Annotated in this window: 20 protein-coding genes; 9 read left to right on the top strand and 11 right to left on the bottom strand. The window is 63.7% G+C overall.

Annotation, left to right across the window (positions count from 1 at the left end):
• Positions 1-105: 105 nt before the first annotated feature.
• From RF638_RS08070 to RF638_RS08090, 5 genes are all read right to left on the bottom strand, one after another.
• Positions 106-2,112, bottom strand: coding sequence for an amylosucrase (locus tag RF638_RS08070; RefSeq protein ID WP_368841730.1), 2,007 nt, complete (start codon positions 2,110-2,112; stop codon positions 106-108).
• Between the two features lie 334 nt (positions 2,113-2,446).
• Complete coding sequence (locus RF638_RS08075) at positions 2,447-3,397, bottom strand: ABC transporter substrate-binding protein (protein ID WP_368841731.1); 951 nt, start codon at positions 3,395-3,397, stop codon at positions 2,447-2,449.
• Positions 3,394-4,071: an ABC transporter permease gene (locus RF638_RS08080; protein WP_129700147.1), complete on the bottom strand. Its 678-nt coding sequence runs from the start codon at positions 4,069-4,071 to the stop codon at positions 3,394-3,396. Before RF638_RS08080 ends, RF638_RS08075 begins: the two co-directional genes overlap by 4 nt.
• Positions 4,068-4,850, bottom strand: a complete 783-nt coding sequence (locus tag RF638_RS08085) for an ABC transporter permease (RefSeq protein WP_129700149.1) — start codon at positions 4,848-4,850, stop codon at positions 4,068-4,070. The genes RF638_RS08080 and RF638_RS08085 overlap by 4 nt, the downstream gene beginning before the upstream one ends.
• A complete protein-coding gene (locus RF638_RS08090; protein ID WP_315275728.1) occupies positions 4,847-6,079 on the bottom strand; it encodes an ABC transporter ATP-binding protein in 1,233 nt (410 codons plus the stop codon). The genes RF638_RS08085 and RF638_RS08090 overlap by 4 nt, the downstream gene beginning before the upstream one ends.
• Positions 6,080-6,201: 122 nt before the next feature.
• Between RF638_RS08090 and RF638_RS08095 the strand changes: the two genes are divergently transcribed.
• From RF638_RS08095 to ykgO, 3 genes are read left to right on the top strand one after another with little or no spacing between them, the layout of a single operon-like run.
• Positions 6,202-6,324, top strand: a complete 123-nt coding sequence (locus RF638_RS08095; protein ID WP_368841734.1) for a hypothetical protein — start codon at positions 6,202-6,204, stop codon at positions 6,322-6,324.
• Positions 6,324-7,451 carry a GTP-binding protein gene (locus tag RF638_RS08100; RefSeq protein WP_368841735.1) on the top strand — a complete coding sequence of 376 codons (1,128 nt, stop codon included), beginning with the start codon at positions 6,324-6,326 and terminating at the stop codon, positions 7,449-7,451. The genes RF638_RS08095 and RF638_RS08100 overlap by 1 nt, the downstream gene beginning before the upstream one ends.
• Entirely contained in the window at positions 7,448-7,570 is a 123-nt protein-coding gene (ykgO, locus tag RF638_RS08105; RefSeq protein ID WP_095797243.1) for a type B 50S ribosomal protein L36, read from the top strand. The genes RF638_RS08100 and ykgO overlap by 4 nt, the downstream gene beginning before the upstream one ends.
• A 13-nt stretch (positions 7,571-7,583) precedes the next feature.
• Here ykgO and RF638_RS08110 read toward each other — a convergent pair whose 3' ends face one another.
• From RF638_RS08110 to RF638_RS08120, 3 genes are all read right to left on the bottom strand, one after another.
• A complete protein-coding gene (locus RF638_RS08110; RefSeq protein WP_368841736.1) occupies positions 7,584-8,201 on the bottom strand; it encodes a DUF421 domain-containing protein in 618 nt (205 codons plus the stop codon).
• A gap of 19 nt (positions 8,202-8,220) precedes the next feature.
• Positions 8,221-10,059 carry an ABC transporter ATP-binding protein gene (locus RF638_RS08115; protein ID WP_368841773.1) on the bottom strand — a complete coding sequence of 613 codons (1,839 nt, stop codon included), beginning with the start codon at positions 10,057-10,059 and terminating at the stop codon, positions 8,221-8,223.
• Positions 10,060-10,252: 193 nt separating this feature from the next.
• Complete coding sequence (locus RF638_RS08120) at positions 10,253-10,738, bottom strand: MarR family winged helix-turn-helix transcriptional regulator (protein ID WP_095797240.1); 486 nt, start codon at positions 10,736-10,738, stop codon at positions 10,253-10,255.
• 91 nt (positions 10,739-10,829) lie between these two features.
• On the opposite strand from RF638_RS08120, the gene RF638_RS08125 reads away from it, so the two are divergent.
• Positions 10,830-11,687 carry a dioxygenase gene (locus tag RF638_RS08125; RefSeq protein ID WP_095797239.1) on the top strand — a complete coding sequence of 286 codons (858 nt, stop codon included), beginning with the start codon at positions 10,830-10,832 and terminating at the stop codon, positions 11,685-11,687.
• A gap of 33 nt (positions 11,688-11,720) precedes the next feature.
• Here RF638_RS08125 and RF638_RS08130 read toward each other — a convergent pair whose 3' ends face one another.
• Positions 11,721-12,971, bottom strand: coding sequence for a CynX/NimT family MFS transporter (locus RF638_RS08130; protein ID WP_368841737.1), 1,251 nt, complete (start codon positions 12,969-12,971; stop codon positions 11,721-11,723).
• 45 nt (positions 12,972-13,016) lie between these two features.
• Between RF638_RS08130 and RF638_RS08135 the strand changes: the two genes are divergently transcribed.
• A complete protein-coding gene (locus RF638_RS08135; RefSeq protein WP_095797301.1) occupies positions 13,017-13,760 on the top strand; it encodes a hypothetical protein in 744 nt (247 codons plus the stop codon).
• A 97-nt stretch (positions 13,761-13,857) separates the two neighbouring features.
• Here the strand turns inward: RF638_RS08135 and RF638_RS08140 are convergent, their stop codons facing one another.
• The gene (locus RF638_RS08140; protein WP_095797237.1) at positions 13,858-14,289 is read right to left on the bottom strand and encodes a hypothetical protein; all 432 of its coding nucleotides are present in this window, start codon (positions 14,287-14,289) and stop codon (positions 13,858-13,860) included.
• 126 nt (positions 14,290-14,415) lie between these two features.
• On the opposite strand from RF638_RS08140, the gene RF638_RS08145 reads away from it, so the two are divergent.
• From RF638_RS08145 to RF638_RS08160, 4 genes are all read left to right on the top strand, one after another.
• Positions 14,416-15,246: an aldo/keto reductase gene (locus RF638_RS08145; protein WP_095797236.1), complete on the top strand. Its 831-nt coding sequence runs from the start codon at positions 14,416-14,418 to the stop codon at positions 15,244-15,246.
• A gap of 330 nt (positions 15,247-15,576) precedes the next feature.
• Positions 15,577-17,085: a peptide MFS transporter gene (locus tag RF638_RS08150; protein ID WP_095797235.1), complete on the top strand. Its 1,509-nt coding sequence runs from the start codon at positions 15,577-15,579 to the stop codon at positions 17,083-17,085.
• A 208-nt stretch (positions 17,086-17,293) separates the two neighbouring features.
• The gene (locus RF638_RS08155; protein WP_095797233.1) at positions 17,294-18,778 is read left to right on the top strand and encodes an APC family permease; all 1,485 of its coding nucleotides are present in this window, start codon (positions 17,294-17,296) and stop codon (positions 18,776-18,778) included.
• A gap of 33 nt (positions 18,779-18,811) precedes the next feature.
• Positions 18,812-19,225 (top strand): universal stress protein, encoded by a 414-nt coding sequence (locus RF638_RS08160; RefSeq protein WP_095797232.1) that lies wholly within the window; start codon positions 18,812-18,814, stop codon positions 19,223-19,225.
• A 15-nt stretch (positions 19,226-19,240) separates the two neighbouring features.
• Here the strand turns inward: RF638_RS08160 and RF638_RS08165 are convergent, their stop codons facing one another.
• Positions 19,241-19,987 carry a phosphatase PAP2 family protein gene (locus RF638_RS08165; RefSeq protein WP_254049302.1) on the bottom strand — a complete coding sequence of 249 codons (747 nt, stop codon included), beginning with the start codon at positions 19,985-19,987 and terminating at the stop codon, positions 19,241-19,243.
• Positions 19,988-20,223: the final 236 nt, after the last annotated feature.

Consider the following 20,223-nt stretch of genomic DNA (forward strand, 5'->3'; position numbering starts at 1 on the left):
TGTGGACAACCTCTGTGGATAACCCACACAGGTGTGCGGAAAAGAAACCAAAGAAAATCCCGCCCGGGTCCACCAGGCGGGATTTTTCGGACACCTCAGCGTCCGTCAGACAGTTTTTTCTGCACCTTCGCGCGAGCGGACCGCGTTCTGCTGAACCGGGATCACACGGATCCACCAGAAACTGTGCGCGTCCAACAGGATGCCGCCGCGCAGATCCACAGTCCCGTTACCGTGTAGTTCCACACCCGTGGGCAGGAACCCGGACAGCGTCTCCCCAGTCACGTACTGCGACCAGTCGCTGAAGTTGGCCAGGCACAGCACCACACTGTGCTCACCGGGGCGCTGATAGCCCAGAACATGGGGGTTGTGGGTGTCGAACGGAATCAACCGGGTGCCGTCGAACTCCTCCGTCTGCTGACGCACCGAAATCATCCGCTGGATCCCACCGAAAATTCGACCCTGCACGGAGAAGAGATCGTGGCGACGCTCGTAGTCGGCCCGTGAATACTCGGGCCGGTGCACCCACCGGGCGTCGTGAGAGTTGTCCGGGTTCTCAGCCCAAGCGGGGTCGTTGAGCTGGCCCACTTCGTCCCCGAGATAGATCAGAGGGACACCGCCGGTGCTCATGGCCAGTGAGTACGCCAATAGAATGCGGTCCGCCGCCGGGCCGGGTTCGGTTTCGAGTCCCATGAGCGAGGCTGTGGTCCCGCAGATTCGACAGTCGCCGGTCCGGGGATTGTCCTGGAACGCCACGCCATGGGCGAAACTGCCCTGAAATCGTCCGGTATAAAAGGCGTTCAGGAAGCGACGGTGATCGTAACCGTCGACCCCCACCCGTGCGGCGTCGTCGTCGGAGAAGGTCCACCCGATGTCGTCGTGGCTGCGCACGTAGTTGACCCACGCGGTGCCCTCGGGGGTCGTGTGGCGCTCGTTGATCGCCTGCTGCAACAGCGCGACCTTGCGCGTCGCGCTCGCTTCCCAACCCAGGGCCATCTGGAGCGGGTTGTAGGACAGGGTGCACTGGTCCGTGTCGATGTACCGGATGACCTCGTCCGGGTGGACGATCGCCTCGGACTTGAACTCCACGGCAGGGGCAGCCAGCTTGACCATCGCGTTGAACGCGCGCAGCAGATCGTGGACCTGCGGCTGAGACTCACACGTGGTTCCCAACTGTTTCCAGATGAACGCCACCGCATCCAGCCGCAACACCTGTGCGCCCTGATTGGCGAGGAACAGCATTTCCGTTGCCATGGCCCGAAAGACCGCGGGATTGGAGTAGTTCAAATCCCACTGGAAACGGTGAAACGTGGTCCACACCCAGCGGGGATCCTCTTCCAAACCACTGGCCGCGCGACCGGCAGGGGTGGCGTCCACGCGGGTGAACACACCGGGGTGATCGTCCGGAAAGATCTCGCGAGCGGTTTCCTCGAACTGGGCCGGCACGGTGCGGTCCGGATAAATCCAGTAGAACTGCTCGTAGAACGGATCCCCGGCAGCCGCTGCCTTTGCCCATTCGTGTTCGTTGGAGGTGTGGTTGAAGACGAAGTCCAGCACCAGGGCAATGCCCTCGGCTCGCAGTTCCTCCGCGAGTTCCGCCAGGTCGTCCATGGTGCCCAATGCGGGATCCACACGCCGATAAGAGGACACGGCGTAACCACCGTCGGAGTTGCCCTCGGGGCACTCGTACAACGGCATCAGGTGCAGGTAGTTGAGACCAAGTTCCTTGAAGTACAGGATGCGCTCACGCAGTCCGGCAATAGAACCCGCATAGCGATCCACGTAGCAGACACCGCCCACGGCCTGACGGGACATGAACCACGACGGCTCGGACTCGCGCTCCACATCAAGCTCTTTGAGGCCTTCCGGGCGCTCGGAGAAGGAGTCCCATGCGGTGAGTACGCTGGCCGCGGCCAGATCCCAGAAGTCGGGGCGCTGGCCGTAGACGGCGCGCAGTCCCGTGACGAGTTGACCGACGTACTTGCTGAGCCTGCGCAGGAAGACTTCGCGGTCTGCGGAGCCAACACGGTCATCCTGGCTCAGGCGTCGTTTCATGGCACCGATGAGTTCGTCACGGCTCGTGACGATCGGGAGGATCATTTCTTGTTGAAACATGGTGCGGTCTCCTCGGTCTCCTCACGAACACGGATCTGTGAGGTGGTTCCGAGCTCGAGATCCCCCTTGACGCCGAGCCCTTTCGGACAGTGCCACCATCCGATGAATCGTGGCTTCCCCAGCATAGACATCTTTGTTAGTGCGCTAACAAGGTGACGCGTACGTGTCGCATTTTGTAACCCTACGTTTACTGCACAGGTTGTGCACAGAGTTATCCACAGGTGTGGAAACTACGGCGTGTCGAATGAGAATTGACCTGCTCAAACGTTGTGTTCGAGCAGGTCAACCCCGATTTCCCACAATGCCCACCGGCTGTGGACATCCCCTGTGGAAACTAGGACTGGTAGCCGTTCTCCGACAACCATTCGGCGGCAGCATCTGCCGGGTTCATTTGCTGTTCACCGCTCACCTTGCGGTTCAGATCGATCAGGTCCTGGGTGGTCAGCTTGCCCGAGAACTCGTTCAGCGCGTCCTGGGCCTCCTGCGGAAGGCGGTCCGGAGCGGTCAGCGGGAGCACCTGCTGCGCAATGAAATTGTTCTTGGGATCCTCCAGAACCACCAGGTTCTCGTCCTCGATAGCCGGGGTGGTCGTGAAGATATTGGCCACCTGTACGTCACCGCTCGTGAGGGCCTGCACGGTCAGGGGGCCGGAGCCGTCATTGATCGGTTCGAAGGACTTGAACGTGCAGTTGTACTTCTCTTCCAGACCCTTGACACCGTAGGCGCGTTCCTGGAACTCGGGCGGGCCGGCCATGATGAATTCACCGCACACCGGTGCCATGTCCTCGATGGACTTCAGGGAGTGCTCGTCCGCGGTGGCCTGGGTGACCGCCAGGGAGTCTTTGTTCTCGGCGTCGGAGGCCTCCAGCACGGAGAGTCCCTCGGACTCCAAAGCACCCGGAAGCGCGCTCATGATGTCCTCGGCGGAGGCCTGGGTGGCCTCGGTGTCGGCGAACAGCAAGAGGTTGCCTGAGTAGTCCGGAACCACGTCCACGGACCCGTCCTTGACCGCGCCCGTGTACGCCTCGCGGGCGCCAATGCCCGCATTGGTCTCCACCGTGAGACCCGCATCCTTGAGCACGCCCGCGTAGAGTTCCGCGATCACCTGGGACTCGGGGAAGTCCGCCGACCCAACCGTGATCGTCTCCGAGGACCCGCCCGAAGCGGCGTCGTCACCGGAATCGTCGAGTGGATCGGAACCGCCACCGCACGCGGTGAGCACCAGCGCCAGGGCGAAGAACCCGGCCAGCCACGCGCCCGCGCGCCGGAAAAGTGAAATGGTCATGAGCGTTCTCCTGCCAATCTGAGCCCCGGCGAGGTCACCAGGCGTTGAATCAGAGCCAATATTGCGTCCGCAGCGAGCGCAAGCACCGCCACGAGTACCACGGAGGCCAGCATGCGTGAGTAGTCGCGCACGGCCAGCCCGTCGATCAAGTATCTTCCCAGGCCACCCAGGTTGATGTAGGCCACGATGGTCACGGTCGCGAGCACCTGCAGTGCGGCGTTGCGAATGCCGCCCAGGATCACGGGCAGCGCCACGGGGATTTCCACGCGCGTGAGCGTCTGCCGCTCGGTCATGCCCATGGCGCGGGCGCCGTCCACGAGCGCGGGATTCACCGAGGCGATCCCGGAGTACGTTCCGGACAGGATGGGCGGGATGGCCAGCAGCACGAGCGCCAGGATCGGTGGCATCAGGCCGAGTCCCATGAGCAGGGTGAACAGCGTCAGCAGACCCAGTGTGGGCAGCGAACGCAGGGCGCCGGTGATACCGACCACTACACCGCTACCGCGCCCGGTGTGCCCCACCCACAGCCCCAGCGGCACGGCAATGATCAAAGCGATGGCCATGGTCAGGGCCGTATAGCCCAGGTGTTCGAGCATGCGCTGCGGGATGCCGGCGGCACCGGTCCAGTTCATCGGGTCGATAAGGAATTGGAGGGCCTGGTCGATCAGGTTCATGCCTTCGCACCTCCGGATTCCACGCTGGCGATGGAGCGGGCGCGCTGGGAGTCCTCGTCCTGAGTCTCGCTCTCGGGACCGGCAGCCGAGCGCTTGCCCGTGCCGTCACCACGCCGTTCTCGGCCTCCGTTGCCGCTACTGACCTGCCCCGCCCGGCGCCACTTAGTGAGCACGTGACCGACCAAGCGCAGCAACTGATCCAGCACCACGGCCAGGATCACGGTCGCGATGATGCCCACCACGATCTCCGACATGATGGAGCGCCGCAGCCCGTCCGTGAACAGCGTGCCCAGGGACTGAATACCGATCACCGCGCCGACGGACACCATGGAAATGTTCGACACCGTGGCCACGCGCAGCCCCGCAATCATTACGGGCACGGCTAGCGGCAGCTCCACGCCGAAGAAGCGGCGCACGGGCTTGTAACCCATGGCAGTGGCGGCCTGCAGAATGTCCTTGTCCACGGCCTCGAACGCATCCACGCACGAGCGCACCAAAATCGCGATCACATACAGGGTCAGCGCCACGATCACGTTGATCAGCGAGGTCATTTGGGTGCCCAGGATCAGTGGCAACACCACGAACAGCGTGAGTGAGGGAATTGTGTAGAGCAAAGACGATCCGGTTACGAACAGCGGCCGCAGCCACTTACTGCCGGCGGCCAGCCTGGCCAAGGGCACCGAGATCAGCAGTCCCACCACCACGGGAATCACCGATTGCAGCAGGTGGGTTCCCGTCAGTTCGAAGACCGTGGACCAGTTGTTCGACAGCCAGTTCATGGCCGCTCCCGCCGGTCGGATCGCTCGTTGCGTTGCTCCTCGATGGCCCGCATGATTTCGTCACCGCGCAGGATTCCGGCCAGCGAGCCGTCCTCGTGAACCGCCACAGCCTGTCCCGACGGCGAGGAGAGCGCGGCGTCCAGGGCGGTACGCAGCGAGTCGCCGGCGCGCCACAGCGTGCCGCCCACGCGCAGTTCTTCACGCGGCGCGGGGTTGCCGGCACCGTCCACGGGCAGCCAACCCAGCGGCGCGTTGCGTTCGTTGACCAGCAGGACCCAGCCGTCCGACGACGCCGCTATCGCACCGTTTCGTGCGCCGGCGTGCGTATCGCCGTGGGCGGCGTCGTGAGAACCGCCCTCAGCGCCGTCGGCCTGCCAGGGCGCGGACGAGCCGTGCCCGGAATCGATCCGCGAGCGCTGGCCTGTCTCCGCGTTGAGCACCGTGACGGGGTGGACGGCCACCGGGGCGCGGTAGAAGGTCAGGGAGCGGAAGCCGCGGTCGCGGCCGATGAAGTCCGCCACGAAGTCGTCGGCCGGAGCTCGAAGGAGTTCTTCCGGGGTCGCGTACTGGGCCAGCTTGCCACCGCGGGCGAAGACGGCCACGCGGTTACCCAGGGTGATGGCCTCGTCGATGTCGTGGGTGACGAACACAATGGTGCGGTGCAAGCGCTTCTGCAGGTCCAGGAGTTCACGCTGCAAGTCCTGGCGCACCACGGGGTCCACCGCGGAGAAGGGTTCGTCCATGAGCAGGATGGGCGGATCAGCGGCAAGCGCTCGGGCCACGCCCACGCGCTGCTGTTGACCACCGGACAGTTGCGCCGGGTAGCGGGTAGCCAGGGACTCGTCGAGCCCCACGGAACCGAGGAGTTCACGAGCATTGGCGCGGGCCTTGGATTTGGACACCCCGTTCAACCGGGGCACGGTGGCGATGTTGTCCTCCACCGTGCGGTGGGGCATGAGCCCGGACTGCTGCATCACATAGCCCATGGAACGGCGCAGCTGCGCGGCGGGGACGTCCGCCACGTTGCGACCGTTGATCTCCACGGTGCCGGAGGTGGGTTCCACCATGCGGTTGAGCATGCGGAGCGAGGTGGTTTTGCCGCAGCCCGAAGGGCCCACGAACACGGTGAGTGAGCCGGTGGGGATCTCCAGATCCAGGTGGTCCACGGCGGTGGTCCCGTTGGGATACACCTTGCTCACGCCTGAATAGCGAATGGCCGTTTCGGTCATGCCCTTGAAGTCCCTTCGATGGCGTGCGTTCATCCTATCCAGCGCAATCATCAGTGTGCTCCGTTATTTCGCGGTGTTGTCACATGTTTGTTTTTGAGAACCATTCTTATTAGAGTGACGGTATGCGTTTCGTCATCGTCAGCTCCCTGGATGCCCTGGCACGTCTGGCTGCCGTGAAGTACCTCGCCCGGCGCTGGCCCTCGGCGAGTTCATCCGATGGGACATCACCGCCGACGGCGCCCTGATGCGCAAGCATCACCGCAATGGGAACCTCCGCTTCCTGCACGCCTCACCACTGGATGTCACCGAGCCGGGCCACGCGGACCAAGGTGCCGCAGCCCGGCACGATCTTGCGCACCACGTGGTCGACCAGGCCTCCGCAACCGCGGATGACGAACTCATCGTGCTGCTACTCCCCATGGGGTTCCCGTCCGAAGATGCGGTGGCCGCCCTTAGAGCCCCCGAACGCACCTCCGAGTCCCCCGAGATCCGCATTCAGTCCGTGCTGTTCGCCGTGGATCCCGAAACCGTGGAGGACACTCTCTGGGATGTCTCCCCTGCCGTGGAGTTCGATTCCCGCCCCGCGCTTCCCGCAGTCCATGAGACCCCCAAGGGCGAACCACGCTTCATGCCCGAACGGGAATACTGCCGAACCTCCGGCGAGTTCTTGGCCGCGGAAGTCGCACACAGCTCCAGCCTGCTCGCTGTGAACAACTTGGATTCAGCCTTGGCCCCGCACCACCCCGAACAGTGGGACCGCGGCGTTGAATTGATCGGGGAGATCGCCCCGCACCTGACGATTGTGGACGCCACCGCCACACCACGTCGCAGTTCCTCGACGCACGCCGGGATGTTCGCGAGCTTCGACGAACACGCCGCGAAGCAGCGGCGTCGTCCGGGGAGTATTCCCGAGTACGACGGCGCCGCGGCCTCGACCGTGGTGCTGCGCACCTCCCAGCCGGTGGACCCGGCACTGTCCCATCGCGCCCTGGGCACCATGGTGGCCGGCGCGTGCCGGGTGCGCGGAACCGTGCATTTCCACACGGATCCTTCCCGCACGGTGGCCATCGAGGGCGTGGGGCCGCACGTGTGGCTCGAACCGAAAGAGCAGGAGCCCACGACACTCGACTACATCGCGTCGGTACTGAACGCGAGTACGGCTGCGGCCACGCTTCCCGATCGAGCTAGGCGACACGTCTCGCTGCTACCGGACGGACTGTGCGGATGCACGATCGCCATCACCGGCTCATTCCTGGACGGCGGGCAACTGCACGAGCTGCTCCACGCCGCCACGGGCGCCCCGGTCGACGAGCCGCCGTCGACCAACCCCTGTCAAGACACCCCGCCAACCCAGACAAAGGAGACACCATGAAGGTCCGTAACTCACTGCGCGCGCTCAAGAAGGTTCCCGGTTCGCAGATCGTGCGCCGCCGCGGCCGCACCTACGTGATCAACAAGAAGAACCCGCGCATGAAGGCCCGGCAGGGCTGAACCCGGCCGTGTCCTAACCCTGCCGGTGACTACCCAGGTGGTCACCGGCAGGGTCATCCCCAGCGAGGAACTCGTCCGGGATGTGGTCTGCACCGGCGACGTCAGTGAGCAACCGCGGGTCGATGGGCACACCGCGGCGCAGCACGCTGATGCCACCGCCGGGCTCGTGTAGGACACACGCGATCTCCTGATATGAGCGAATACCGGCGCGACGCAACGCACCATGCAACTCCCAGATCGTGATGTGGGATCGCTTGAGCGTCTTCTCTTGAATGTCCTGGCCGATCATGAGCAATCGCGCCGGGCTGTTCATGAGCTTGTGCACCCGCATCGACGAGCGCAGCTGACCGAAGACCGCCTCCAGGATGAACAGCGTGGCCAGGCCCAGGATGCCGCTGGTCAGAGTGGGCGGGTGTCCCAGGATCACGCGGCCGGCCACCGAGCCGAGCATGACCGTGACCACCACGTCGAACGTGGACATGGCCATGAGCACGCGCTGACCGAATATCCGCACGAACAGCAGGAAGGCCACGTAGATCCCGACCGCGGACAGCACCACCGCGATCGCGTGGGGCCAGGTAATGCCCAGTTCTTCGAACAGCTGATCGGGGAGCGAGAGGTTCATCGGCATGACGACAGATTAGGCCCGCTCACTCGGTGGTGGAGAACTGCGTTTCGTACAGTTCCGCGTACCGGCCATCGGCCTCAAGCAACTCGTCGTGCGTGCCGCGCTCCACGATCCGGCCCGCCTCGATCACCAGAATCTGATCGGCCTGACGAATGGTCGACAGGCGGTGGGCAATCACGATGGCGGTACGGCCGACCATGGCCTCGCCCAAGGCCGCTTGCACGTACACCTCATTGGTGGAATCCAGCGCAGAGGTAGCCTCATCGAGAATCACCACAGGGGGTTGCGCCAGTAACAGGCGGGCAATGGTCAGGCGCTGCCGCTCACCACCGGAGAGCCGGTAGCCGCGCTCTCCCACCACGGTGTCCAGGCCGTCCGGGAGGGATTCAATTACGTGTTTCATCCGGGCGCGATCCAGGGCATCCCACAGGTCCTCGTCCGTGGCCTCCGGGCGGGCCAGAGCCAAGTTGGCGCGAATGGTGTCGTGGAACAGATGACCGTCCTGCATGACCATGCCCACGGTGTCACGCAGAGATTCGAACGTGGTTTCACGGACGTCTTGGCCGCCCAAGCGGACGGCACCGGTGTCGACGTCGTACAGACGCGCCACCAACTGGGCAATCGTGGACTTTCCCGCGCCCGAGGATCCGACCAAGGCCACGGTGTGACCCGGTTGGGCGCTGAAGGAGATGCCATGCAGCACTTCTTCTCCACCGCGCGAATCCAACACCGCCACGTCCTCCAAGGAGGCCAAGGAGACCTTTTCGGCCGAGGGGTAGGCGAAGTGGACGTCGTCGAACTCCACCGACGCCGGGCCCGCGTCGATGGCGCGGGCATCGGGAGCCTCGCGGATCAGGGGTTTGATGTCGAGCACCTCGAACACGCGCTCAAAGCTCACCACGGCACTCATGATGTCCATGTGGGCGTTGGCCAACATGGTCAACGGGGTATATAGCCTGGTCAGCAGCATGCCCAGGGTCACGACGGCACCGGCATCCAGGTGACCCAGGATCGCCTGGGCGCCGCCCACGCCGTAGACCAACGCCAGCGCCAAGGCGGAAACCAAGGTCAGCGCGGTGACGAACGTCGTCTGCAGCATGGTGGTGCGAATACCGATATTGCGCACACTCGCCGCTCGTTCGGCGAACTGCCGGGACTCACTCGAAGGGTCACCGTACAGCTTGACCAGCGTGGCTCCGCCGGCGGCGAAGCGTTCGGTCATGCGGATGGACATCTGGGCGTTGTACTGCGCGGATTGCCGCTGCAGCCCGGCCAGTCGGCCGCCCATGGCACGGGCGGGGATCAAGAAGATGGGGAGCAACAGCAAAGACAAGCCGGTGACCTGCCACGAGATGGTCACCATGACACCCACGGTCAGTGCCAACGAAACCACGTTGGACACCACGCCGGACAGGGTTCCCGCGAAGGCGCGCTGCGCGCCGATCACATCAGTATTGAGTCGGGAGACCAGTGCCCCCGTGCGGGTTCTGGTGAAGAACGCCAGCGGCATGGTCTGCACGTGGTCGTACACAGTGGTGCGCAGGTCGTAGATCAGACCTTCACCCACGCGCGAGGACAACAGTCGGTTGAGCACGGACAGACCGGCATCCAGCAGGGCGACGATCGCGATTCCCACGGCCAGCCACACCACGGCCGATATGTCCTGACCGCCGGTGATGGCATTGACCACGCGTCCGGCAAGCACCGGAGTGACAACGCCCAGCACCGCCAGCGCCACCGAAACCACGATGAACAGGGTGATGGTCTTACGGTGCGGACGCGCGAAAGTCAGGATGCGCTTGATGGTCGCGCCACTGATCTTGCGTCCCTTGTACTCCTGGCCCTTGACGGCGCCCATCATGACCCGGTGCGGACTGCTGTTCATACTCACCCCGCCACTCTAGACCCGGGGCGGGAGCGGCGCCGAGGTGCTTCGGATCCGTGGTCACGCGGTGCGACAGCAGGGCGCTTGAGCGCGCAACCAGCCGAGCGCTCAAGCGGCCAAGCATTCAGCGAACCGAACTGCAGGCAGCCACCTCGTGATGCCACCGAGCTCAGGCGATCGAGCGCAAACCCTTCGCCACGTCCTCAGCCGGTCCGCGGTTGAGGGAGTGGCCGATCTCGACCAGCTGACCCACCTGCTCGGGGCTCAGACGATTGAAGACGATGTCGCGCACGTGGCGCACATGAGCCGGCGCAGCTTGCTGGATGCGTTCGATCCCGGCGTCAGTGATTTCGGCGATGACCACGCGGCGGTCGTCGAGCCGGCCCTCGCGGGTGACCAGTCCGGCCTTCTCCATGCGCGCGACGATGCGCGAGAGCCGTGACTGAGACGTGTTCGTGGCGGCCGCGAGTTCGGACATGCGGTGCCGGTGGTCGGAGGCTTCGGAGAGCATCGCCAGAACCAGGTATTCCGCCAGAGACATGTCCTCTTCGCTGCGCAGCTGTGTTTCCACGGCGCCGGGCAGGCGGAACATGATCGACACGAGCGCCAGCCACGCTTCGCGCTCGTCTTCGGACAACCATTCTGTATCGCTCATGCGCCGATTCTAGGTGGAATATATTGACGCAGCAAATATTGTTCCCTAGAATTGCTTGCAACAGAAACTATTTTGGAAGGAAGTAACCGTCATGAGCATGACCGTTCTCGACCGCCATGAGATGTCATCGGTCCCCCGCTCCGCAGCGCAACCGCGCTGGCAAGACGGTGACGCACCGCTGCCCTCCATCTACTTGAGCCACGGTTATCCGGGGCTCCTCGACGATGAGCTCTGGCTCTCCGAGCTCTTCGAGTGGGCCATGAGCATGCCCAAGCCGCGCGGCGTCGTCGTCGTGTCGGCGCACTGGGAGAATGCGCCCACGTCCATCACCTCGCCCACCGCCAATACCCCGTTGGTCTACGACTTCGGCGGGTTCGAGCAGCGCTTCTACGAGCTCACCTACCCCACCCCGGACGCCTCGACACTGGGTGCCCGGATCGCCGCGATGATGCCGGACACCGAATCCTTGCACGTGGATCACAACCGCGGCTTGGACCACGGCGCGTGGGTTCCGCTGCGCGCCATGTACCCGCTCGCGGACGTTCCTGCACTGCAGGTCTCCATGCCCACGCACTCCCCCGAGCGACTCATGGACCTGGGTCGCCACCTGCGCCAATTGCGCCACGAGGGCTACCTGGTGGTCGGTTCCGGCTTCATGACCCACGGCATGCCGTCTCGCCAGCTGCTGTTGGGGACCACGGCCGAGCCCGAGTCCTGGTCCGTGGACTTCGATTCGTGGGCCGCCCAGTTGCTCGACGACGGTGACGTTGCCGGACTGTCCCGCTTCCGCACCGACGCCCCCGGCATGCCCTATGCGCACCCCACCGTGGAGCACTTCACGCCGCTGTTCATCACGTTGGGTGCCGCGGACGATCCCGAGGGCCCGGTCAAGACCACGATCGAGGGCTACAAGATCGGCCTGTCCAAGCGCTCGTTCCAGCTCGCCTAGCTCGTCGACGATCGACGACGCCGCTCGCTCGCCCTACGCGGGCAGCGTGCGATTGCGTCCGGCCAGAGCCACGAACACACCCTGCGCGATGATCACGCCGAGAATCGTGAGCAGCGGGATGGTCCAGGTGCCCGTAGCATCCCGCAGCACACCGATCATGACCGGCCCCAACGCAGCGAGCAGGTAGCCGACGCTTTGCGCCATTGAGGACAGCCCGGCCGCCTGGTGATAGTCCACGGTGCGCAGCCCGAACAGCGCCATGGCCAGCACGATGGCCCCGCCCGTGCAGAAGCCGATGAACAGCGCCCACAACAGTGACAGTCCGGGCATGGTCAGCAGACCGATCACACCGATCACGGCCGAACTGGTGAACAGGATGCCCAGCCCGGACTGACTCCGGGTCCTGGGGATCATGGATGCCGTGAAGAGGGTGCCCACCAGTCCACATGCCTGGAACGCGAAGTGGTACCAACCGGCTTCCACCGCGCTCGCACCGTTGAACACTTGCACCGCGGGCAACCAGGTCACCATCGTGTAGTAGACAGTGGACTGCAGTCCCATGTACGCGGTGACCTGCCAAGCCAGCGCGGAACCCAAGGGGAGTTTGGCGTGACGGCGAGCGGGCGGCGTCGTCCTTAGAGCGCCGTGTTCGTCACGCAGCTCGGAACGGCCGGGAAGGTCCTTGGTGGGTTTCCGGCGACCCACGATCCACGGCAGGAAGATGGCCAAGCCGATGATCGCCGTGCCGGCCCAGATCCCCAGGGCGAAGCGCCAACCGGACGGGGCTACCTGGGCAATGGGGACCACTACACCCGAAGCAAGAGCGGCCGTGAGCGCGGTGACCGACTGGTACACACCGGTCATGGGGCCGATCTTGTGCGGCCAATCGCGTTTGATCAACGCGGGGATCAGCACGTTCAGCACCGCGATCGCGGCACCCAGCAGCACCGTGCCGATCCAGATGAAGCCGGGCCCGGGCGTCGAGCGAATGATGATACCCAGCGCCAACACGGCGAGCGCCAGGCCCAGGACGCGTTCCAACCCGAGGCTCTCAGCCAGCCGTGGCGCGAACGGCGAAATCACGGCGAACGCAATCAACGGCAGGCTCACGAGCAGCGACGCCTCGAACCCGGTCAGGCCGCCCTGTTGCTCGATGTCCGGGAGCACGGGACCTACCGCGGTGATGCCGGCGCGGAGGTTGGCGCCCAGCAACAACACCCCCACCAGCAGCAAACCGGCACGGTGGCCGCGGTTGACCGGGGGCTGAGCGGGACGCTCGGGCATGGACGGACCACCTCTCTAGGACGTCATGCCACCATAATGGGAACCATGGATTCCATGGACACCTGGCCCACCCCCGTTACCGTTGATGACCGAGGGTTCGATCTCAAAGCCATGCAGCAGTTGCGGCGCAACCCGTCCGCGACCTCGGGCAATGCTGGTTCTTCGCCCGCGAGTAACGCATCACCCGCCGACGGCGCTTCCGATCCAGGCGCCACAGCGTCCGGTACCAGCTCGGCGAGTCCCGCCTCGCCTGCCACACCGGCCAAGGTAGGCACCCGCGAGAAGCTCGCCAACTCCATGATCCTGGTGATCCCCGTGGTGTCGGCGCTGGCCATCGTGCTGTGCTGGATGCGCTACGCGGACACTAACAACGGCCTGTGGTTGGGCGCGATTGCCGTGATTTTGGTTCTGGCCGCACTCACGTGGATCTCCAGCGTGAAGAAGGCCTTCGCCCGCGCGCAGGGTCATCTGGCTACTCGACTGCCGGGTGTCATCGGTTACGGCGTGGGCATCATCCGCGAAGTGGACGTGGACTCCCCGTTCGACGAGAACGGCGTCTCAGAGACGGTCACTGCTCACCTGGTGCTGTCCGTGAACCCGGTACAGGGTCCCAAGTTCCAGGCCCCGGTCGACGCCGTGTACAACACGTCGGATTCGGAGAAGCTCGCCGTGGGCGCGCACGGGCCGGTGCGCTACTTGCGTTCCGATCCCGAGAACACCGTGAACATCGAAACCCGCTTGGATGATGCGCGGATCCGTCAGATCTATCAGGGTGCGGCGATGAACTGATCGTGCCCGTGAGCGCGACCCGCACATACGAACGGCCTCTTACCGAAAGGCGAGAGACCGTTGTCGTGGCGACGCAGCGGCGTCGTCGGCAGAAGAACTACTTGACTTGGTGGGGGTCCTTGGTGCCATCAGCGGCAGGACGGGAACCCAACTTGCCGGCCAGGTTCGCGCGGAGCGCGGAGGAGCCCATGCGCTTTGCGGGCTTTTCGTCCTTGATGGGGGCGGTGGACTTCGCCTTGGGAGTCGAAGGTGCGGCAGGAACGGTCTCCTGTTGCTCGGTGTCAACGTCCGGTTCGATGACCACGCGGGTGCCGTCCTCCACCGAGGAGCGCTTGAACTCGCGAGGGGCGCGAGGATTGTCGTTGACCGCGGTCACGGACACGGCCATGACGTTGAGCACGATGCCCAGGATCACGAAGATCCACGCGGCAACGGGCATGGAGCCGAGCTCGAACAGCAGACCGATCACCACCAGGGCGATGGAGGTGATGTACGCGGGGGTCTTGACACGGTGGAAGTTGAACTTCATACCTCTATTTCACCACGACTCACTGACATGCACCTGACGGCCGTGACTTCACTCATAACTTAACGGCTTGTCAGGGCGGCAGGCGGAGGAGTTCACTGAAAACAGTTTCCCAACGAAAGGATTTCCATGCCTCGCAATGCAACCCTGACCCTCAACGACGGCAACACGATTCCGCAGTTCGGCTACGGAGTCTGGCAGGTTGAGCCGGACGTCGCCGAGGAAGTGGTGACCAAGGCTCTCGAGACCGGCTACCGCCACATCGACACCGCCAAGATCTACGGCAATGAAGAAGGCGTGGGTCGCGCGATCGCCAAGAGCGGCATCCCCCGTGAGGAACTGTTCATCACCACCAAGCTGTGGAATGACGACCAGGGCTACGATTCCGCGCTGAAGGCCATCGACGAATCCCTGGAACGCCTGGGCCTGGACTACGTGGACCTGTACCTCATCCACTGGTCGCAGCCGAAGAAGGGCAAGTACCTGGAGACCTGGAAGGCATTCCAGGAGATCAAGAAGTCCGGTAAGGCCCGTTCCATTGGTATCTCCAACTTCGGTGAGGAAGCCTTCCAGGAGATCATCGACACCGGTGACATCCCCGCCGCACACCAGATCGAGCTGCACCCCTACTTCAACCAGAAGGCCATGCGCGATCTGGATGCGAAGTACGACATCGTGACCGAAGCCTGGTCCCCGCTGGGTCAGGGCAAGGCCGATCTGCAGGACGAGACCATCGCCCAGATCGCCAAGGCCCACGACGCCACCCCGGCGCAGGTCATCATCGCGTGGCACTTGGCCATCGGCAACGTGGTGTTCCCCAAGTCCGTGACTCCCGAACGCATCGAGGAGAACTGGGCCGCGCAGGACCTCACGCTCAGCTCCGAGGAGATCGCCCTGATCGACGGCCTCACCCGCGACGACGGCCGCATCGGCTCCGCGCCGGAGGACTTCAACGACTGATCGCTGTTACCTCCACGAAATGGCCTCGGTTCCCTCAGGGGAACCGAGGCCATTCTCACTGGCGAGACTGAACTCCGTCCCGAGCGCGTCCTGACATCTGTGGCGCAGGATCGCACGCGAATGACGGTTTTCGTTACGAACCTCCGCCAGAAATGTCACCGAGGCCGCGTTGGCGTCTGGGTGACGAGAACATGCCTCGAGCATAGGAACTTTTACCGCCCGATGACCGCCCATTTCTGCCTGACGACTAGGCAATAAAGCTGACCACGAACCGACGACAAAGCCCGCCATGTCGCGTTAGCTCCCCTAACAGGTGCAGAATTGGAAGTTATGACAAACAACACCCCGGGGGAGCCGCGCGCCACAACCGTGCCGGTCACGCCCAATTCGCACATAGCTCCGCAGGATCCCAGCGGAAAAACATTCTTCGGCCAGCCGCGCATGCTGTCCCACCTGTTCAGCGTGGAGATGTGGGAGCGTTTCTCGTTCTACGGCATGCAGGGCCTGGTCCTCTACTACATGTACTACGCCGCGGTGGATGGCGGACTCGGGATTCCCGAGAACGTGGCCGTGGGCATCGTGGGCGCATACGGCGGTAGCGTCTACCTCAGCTCGATCCTGGGTGCCTGGATCGCTGACCGGCTGCTCGGGTCCGAACGAACCATGTTCTACTCCGCGCTCCTCATTATGGCGGGCCATATCTCCCTGGCTCTGCTCCCCAGTGTGGCGGGTCTGGCTATCGGCCTGATCTGCATTGCCATCGGTTCCGGTGGCCTGAAGACCACGTGCGTCGATATGGTCGGTCACCTCTACGAGCGCGAAGATCCGCGCCGTGACGCCGGCTTCTCGCTCTACTACATGGGCGTCAACATCGGTGGTCTGGCCGGCCCGCTGCTGACCGGTGCAGCGTGGGAAGCCTGGGGCTTCCACTTCGGCTTCGGTTTGGCAGCCATCGGCATGGCCATCGGCCTGATCCTCTACACCCGCGCTCGCCGTAAGCTTCCCCAGTCGATACACCACGTTCCCAACCCGCTGCCCCGCTCGGAGTACGGCAAGTGGATCACCATCGCTCTGGCCGCCGTGGCCATCATTGCCGTTGCCGCGCTGCTGGGCGTCCTGAACGCCGCGAACCTCGCCAACGTCATCACCGTGGTCGTGATTTTGGCGGCCATCGCCATCTTCACTATGTTGCTGCGCGACAGGGACCTCAGCTCGGATGAGCACTCCCGCGTGATCTCGTTCATCCCCATGTTCATTGCCACTGCGGCATTCTTCGCACTGTTCCAGCAGCAGTTCACGGTCATCGCGATCTACGCGGACACCCGCCTCAACCTGAACCTCTTCGGCTGGGAAATGCCGCCGTCCTGGGTCCAGTCGATCAACCCCGTGTTCATCATCCTGCTGGCACCCGTGTTCGCCGCCATGTGGACCAAGCTGGGTCGCCGTCAGCCCACCACGCCGGTCAAGTTCGGTCTGGCGTTGCTGCTGATCGGCGCCGCGTTCCTGACCTTCCTGCCCATGGTGGGTCACGTGTCCGTGCCGCTGATGTGGATCGCTCTGATCCTGCTGATCGCCACGCTCGGTGAGCTCATGCTCTCCCCGGTCGGTCTGTCCCTGACGACCAAGCTCGCACCGAACAAGTACCCCGCGCAGATGGTCGCTTTGAACAATCTGGCCGTCTCGCTCGGTACCACCCTGTCCGGCGTGCTCGCGGTCTACTACACCTCGGACACCGAGGGCGCCTACTTCGGCACCCTGGGCCTGATCACCGCGGCGCTGGGCGTTGTCCTGCTCCTGCTGGCCAAGCCCATCACGCGCCTCATGCGCGGCGTTCGGTAAATACTCCACCGACGACGTCGCTCCGGCCGTTCCGAACGCCCCGCACCTCTTCGAGAGGCGCGGGGCGTTCTGCACATCGTGTTGCCCTATGAAGTGTGACGTGAATCGCCTACATTGACCTCACGTAACAATTACGTTCGGCACCGCCTCACAGTCCCTGATCTCACCTCGGATTGTGGACAGCGCCCCCTTGTAGCAAGAGGTCCTCATGAGCAACGAAACGTCCCCCGGCCAAGGTGCCACTGCGTCGTCGGCGGGAGTCAAAGGCAACGATCCGAAAACCGGTGAATCCCACGAACTGAAACGGGTCATGGGACCTGGACTACTGCTGTTGTTCATTGTGGGCGACATCTTGGGCACCGGCGTCTACGCTCTGACCGGCAATATCGCCGGCGAAATCGGCGGTGCTGCGTGGGCACCCATCCTGATCGCTTTCGCGGTGGCCACCATCACCGCGTTCTCCTACCTGGAGCTGGTCACCAAGTACCCGGGTGCCTCGGGCGCAGCTCTCTACACGCACAAGGCCTTCGGCATCCACTTCATCACCTTCCTGGTGACGTTTGCCGTGCTGTGCTCCGGCCTGACATCTGCCGCTACCGCTTCGTCCGCAGTAGCATCCAACTTTGCTAAGGGCTTCCACCTGGAGCTGAGCCCGTTCGGTATCTCCGTGGTAGCCATCGTGTTCCTGGGCATCCTGGCTCTCATCAACCTGCGCGGTGTGTCCGAATCCGTGAAACTCAACGTGGTGCTCACGTGCATCGAACTCACGGGCCTGCTGATCGTGATCCTGGTGGGCTTCTGGGCCGCATCTCAGGGCAATGCGGACTTCAGCCAGACCGTGGTCTTCGAAACCTCCGAGGACAAGAGCATCTTCATGGCCCTGACCGCGGTAACCTCCTTGGCGTTCTTCTCGTTCGTGGGCTTCGAGGACTCGGTCAACATGGTCGAGGAGACCAAGGACCCCACTCGGAACTTCCCTCGCGTCATGCTGCTGGGCCTGAGCATCACGCTGGTGGTCTACGTGCTGGTCTCGATCTTCACCGTGGCCATCGTGCCCATCGGTCAGCTGGGTGAATCCACCACCCCGTTGCTGGACGTGGTACGTATCGGCGCACCGGGTATTCCGATCGACTCCATCTACCCGTTCCTGACCATCATCGCCGTGGCCAACACCGCGCTGATCAACATGCTCATGGCATCCCGTTTGCTCTACGGCATGGCGCGCCAGGGTGTGATTCCCGGGATCCTCGGCAAGGTGCTCCCGGAGCGCCGTACGCCGTGGACCTCCATCATCTTCACCACCGTGCTGGGCATGGCCCTCATCCTGATCGTCAACAACTTCATGGGTAAGGGAACGGCTTCAGCCCTGGGCGGCACCACGGCATTGCTGTTGCTGGCCGTGTTCACGGTGGTCAACATTGCGGCGATCATTTTGCGCCGTGACAAGTCACAGGAGGATCACGCGTACTTCCACGCTCCCAAGGTCCTGCCCTACCTGGGCACCATCACCTGTGCCTACCTTCTGGGCCCGTGGGCGCAGGACCCCATCGAGTACCAGATTGCCGTGATACTCATTGGGCTGGGCGTGCTGCTCTGGCTGCTGAACTTCCTCTACGACCGTTTGTTCACCGGCCGCCGCACCCGCTTCCACCACCCGGAAGATCTCGCACACCTGGAAGACACCGACCGCTAAAGCATTCGTTCCTCACGTACCAGGGAGACACCCATGAGCATTGTCGTCGGCTACCTACCGACCCCCGCCGGACGCGCCGCACTGCGGGCCAGCATCGGCGAAGCAAAACTACGTTCCAGCAAACTGGTCATCGTTCAGGCACCCGCACCCAAGCAACGCTTCGGACGTCCCGCCGAACAGGAATCACCGGCGGCGTCCGCCGAAGACCAGGAGCTGTTGGCCGAGAGCGGCATCGATCACGAATTGGTGTCCGTCCACCCGGACAGCGACCCCGCGGACGCCATCCTGGACGCGTGTGAACGCGTCACTGCCGAGCTGCTGGTCATCGGAACGCGTAAGCGCACGCCGGTGGGCAAGCTCATCATGGCGCCCACCACTCAGCGCATCCTGCTGGAGGCCACTTGCCCGGTGCTGTGCGTCAAGGCCGGGTACACCGTGGACGACTGATTCGCCCAGCAGCTACTAGGCCGCCCGGTCTTCCTCCGCCTCGTTGAGGTCGAAGGTCGGGCGGCTTTGCTGTGCGGTCACGGGCGCTTCCCACGACGACGCCGCGGTCGCGCCAGTTGCGCTTCGTTCGCCAGTCACGGTGCTGGTCGCACGCTTGGATCCCGGCGCAGGCACCGTGACATCTTTCTGTGTCCAGCCGAATCCATAGGCCAGAGCTGGCACCAAAGCATTCGATACTGCACAGCCGATCATCACACCAGCCCACGCCACCGGGATGGAAACCAGCACGTCAAGCGGAAAATGCGCGGTTGCGTATATACGGCTGAGTCCAACGAGAGCCACAAACGCAAGACCGAACAATAGAATTCGGTTGTGTTTGGAAGAGCGGAAATTCACGAGTGTTAAAGCCAACACGATCGCGAGTGCGCCACCAGTGTGTCCCGACGGGAAGGACGTGGCGCCGTCGAGCGCCAGAAGTTGATCACCGGTCATCAAAGACGGGCGTGGGCGCTCTGCAGCGACCTTGACCAGACCGATCGTGGCCCAACCCATGAGGGACGTGATGAGGAACGCGGTGGCGTCCAGGGGTCGTCGCCGGAAGACGGCGAGCCACCCGGTGATCATGGCGATGATCAATACAATGCCCGCATTGGAGAGCACAGCCTGGACCGCCATGGCAATGGCGTCGAATACTGCGTTGCGATATTGGACAAGCCCCTCGAGCAACGCGGTCTCCCCGTGCGTGATTTCCGGTGAGACCACCAGCAATCGACCGACGGTCGCAACCAACAACACCGTGACCAGAGGTACGGCCACTCGGTGTCGCAGTTGCGGCAAGCGCCACGGGGACCCGCCCGGCGAGGGGGAAGTTTTCTGCGCCGGATAGGTCATAGATCCATGGTGTCACTCATCACCGAGTGATTGCTGAAATCGCGCACCAGAGCCGGTGAGCCTGGAGGTTTCACGTGAAACGAAAAAATGTAATGAACCCTTCTTCG

This window comes from Kocuria sp. CPCC 205235, assembly GCF_040980905.1.
Lineage (GTDB): Bacteria > Actinomycetota > Actinomycetes > Actinomycetales > Micrococcaceae > Kocuria > Kocuria carniphila.